The sequence below is a fragment of the Psychrobacter cibarius genome, assembly GCF_016107535.1.
Classification (GTDB): Bacteria; Pseudomonadota; Gammaproteobacteria; order Pseudomonadales; family Moraxellaceae; genus Psychrobacter; species Psychrobacter cibarius.
Genome location: NZ_JABASQ010000053.1, coordinates 1 through 1,941 on the forward strand (window position 1 = coordinate 1; position 1,941 = coordinate 1,941).

The window sequence follows — 1,941 nt, forward strand, 5'->3', positions numbered from 1 at the left end:
ACGAAAAATTGGCTCGTAATTATAAGTCTATGCTGTATCTAGCTTGTACTATGATTCATTGCAAACTGAATTAGGGACACGCCCTAGTAGAGAGAGCTAAAAAAGTTGCAGCGCTTACTACAAAAACACCTGGACATTATCGATTTGTACGTGAAAAAGATCAAATAACACCTATGCGTATTTATGAACGTATTGAGTACAGACTTTTAGGTATGTTTTTTAAAAATCTTATGAGCTTACGTCGTGAAAATAATGATGATTATCAGTGGTATCTCACGAAGGTATCTTCGGGCATCACTGCGCACTCAGCTACTATCTCATTCCCGGAAAAAAGCCTTAACGACTTTAAACGGTTCTTGAAGATTAGCACTTACCTATTACCTAACAAAAAAGCGTGGCTAGTGACCAGTAACAAGAAGTTGATTGAAGCCGTTCAAGACTTGGCTGAAATGAAGAATATGAAAAAATATGAAAACAACAGGTTTTCAACTTGGATTTTTGGCATTTGTATACCCGATAAAAATGCGGGAAAGGTACGCTATTCCTCATTACTAAGGTTTATCGTTCATATCATGTTAGTCATGGATGAAGAAGTTGACATTCAGTTGATGCTCATTTAAATCTTTCATTCATGAACATACCATGATGAACGTAAACACCTAAAATAGTCTATTATAAGTAGCTCCATTGGGGTAGATTTATATAAGACTAACTATTTTAAATAAAAAAAGATAACCAAAGCTATTTTCTTAGTCTAGTCTATTAATTCCAAATCAATTCAGCTATAGTAAGCACGTATTGCTTTTACTGAGCCAAGTAACATAAGGATTAATAATGAACATTGTATTTAACTCCGAATCTATCAATGATTTCAAAGCTATCAGAAATAACAGTATTATTACCCATATTGGTAATAACTTCTTTAGTCAAGAAGCTGTAAATTCAGTTCTTGCAAAAGTTGAACAGATCGATCTAACACCGCATGGTTATAAATTAAATAAAGAATATGGTTGGAGTATGGATAAAATCAACCATACTATCCCTCTTTATCAAAAATGGCTTGCAATACAAGTTATTTATGAAGACTTATCATTTGCTCCTAGTTCTTTAATAGATGAATTTTGGCATGCACATATTTTAGACACAAAAAAGTATTATAAAGATTGTATAGAAATCTGTGGTCATATGATTCATCACTACCCATATTTTGGATTGACAGATCACGAGACTGAAAAAGATTTAGAAGCTGGTTTTGAGCTAACTAAAAAATTATTTGAATATCATTTTGGTATTAATAGCTTAGGATATAACTCAAAAGAAGCAGCCTCATGTGGATGCCGTTCAGGTAATGGCTCAAGTTGTAGGTAAAATTAAGTGACTATACTTTCTTTATCTGATGAAGTTTTTCATGAAACTAAAATAATTTTTGATAAAGCTTCATCTAGTGAATTATCTAATTTATACAAAACATCTCATTTACAACAAGTAGTGAGCTCAATAAAAGAATTAATAAAGAGAAATGAATTTGTCGTCTTGAGAAACTTTCCTATAGATGGTAATAAAGACATATTTTCATCTTTAGTAAAGCAGTTTGGCGTTTACTATGGTGAAGTTGAAAGCACTGGGATAAAAGTAGATTGTGATTATACTGGATGTTATCATGGAAAGTTAGACTTACATAATGACGATGCAATTTCGCTTCAAAAACAGCCGCATTATGGCTTTATAACGGTTAGTAAAGAAGACCCTTATTTAGATGTAAGTAATGGCGTGGTTGTAATAAAAGAAGTTGTAGAGTATCTAAAGGCAAATGACACGTCTTTTTTAGATGAATTGCTTTCTTATCAATTTCCAATGATGTCCTTAGGCATTAATTATGGTTCTGATAAAAAACCTATTACTACTAAGCACCCTATTTTATATAACGACAAGGGTAAATTT

3 protein-coding genes are annotated in these 1,941 nt (G+C 32.2%); all 3 read left to right on the forward strand.

Annotated features, from left to right (window positions below; genetic code table 11):
• Positions 1 to 173 precede the first annotated feature (173 nt).
• The gene (locus tag JFC08_RS13530) at positions 174 to 620 is read left to right on the forward strand and encodes a hypothetical protein (RefSeq protein ID WP_198331098.1); all 447 of its coding nucleotides are present in this window, start codon (positions 174 to 176) and stop codon (positions 618 to 620) included.
• Positions 621 to 834: 214 nt separating this feature from the next.
• Positions 835 to 1,368: a glycine-rich domain-containing protein gene (locus JFC08_RS13535; RefSeq protein WP_198331099.1), complete on the forward strand. Its 534-nt coding sequence runs from the start codon at positions 835 to 837 to the stop codon at positions 1,366 to 1,368.
• Between the two features lie 6 nt (positions 1,369 to 1,374).
• Positions 1,375 to 1,941 (forward strand): hypothetical protein (locus tag JFC08_RS13540; protein WP_198331100.1); only part of this gene is annotated, 567 nt, incomplete at its 3' end.

Coding starts and splice junctions, on each gene's coding strand:
- JFC08_RS13530 (WP_198331098.1), top strand. CDS start 174: ATGCGTATTTATGAACGTATTGAGTACAGACTTTTAGGTATGTTTTTT.
- JFC08_RS13535 (WP_198331099.1), top strand. CDS start 835: ATGAACATTGTATTTAACTCCGAATCTATCAATGATTTCAAAGCTATC.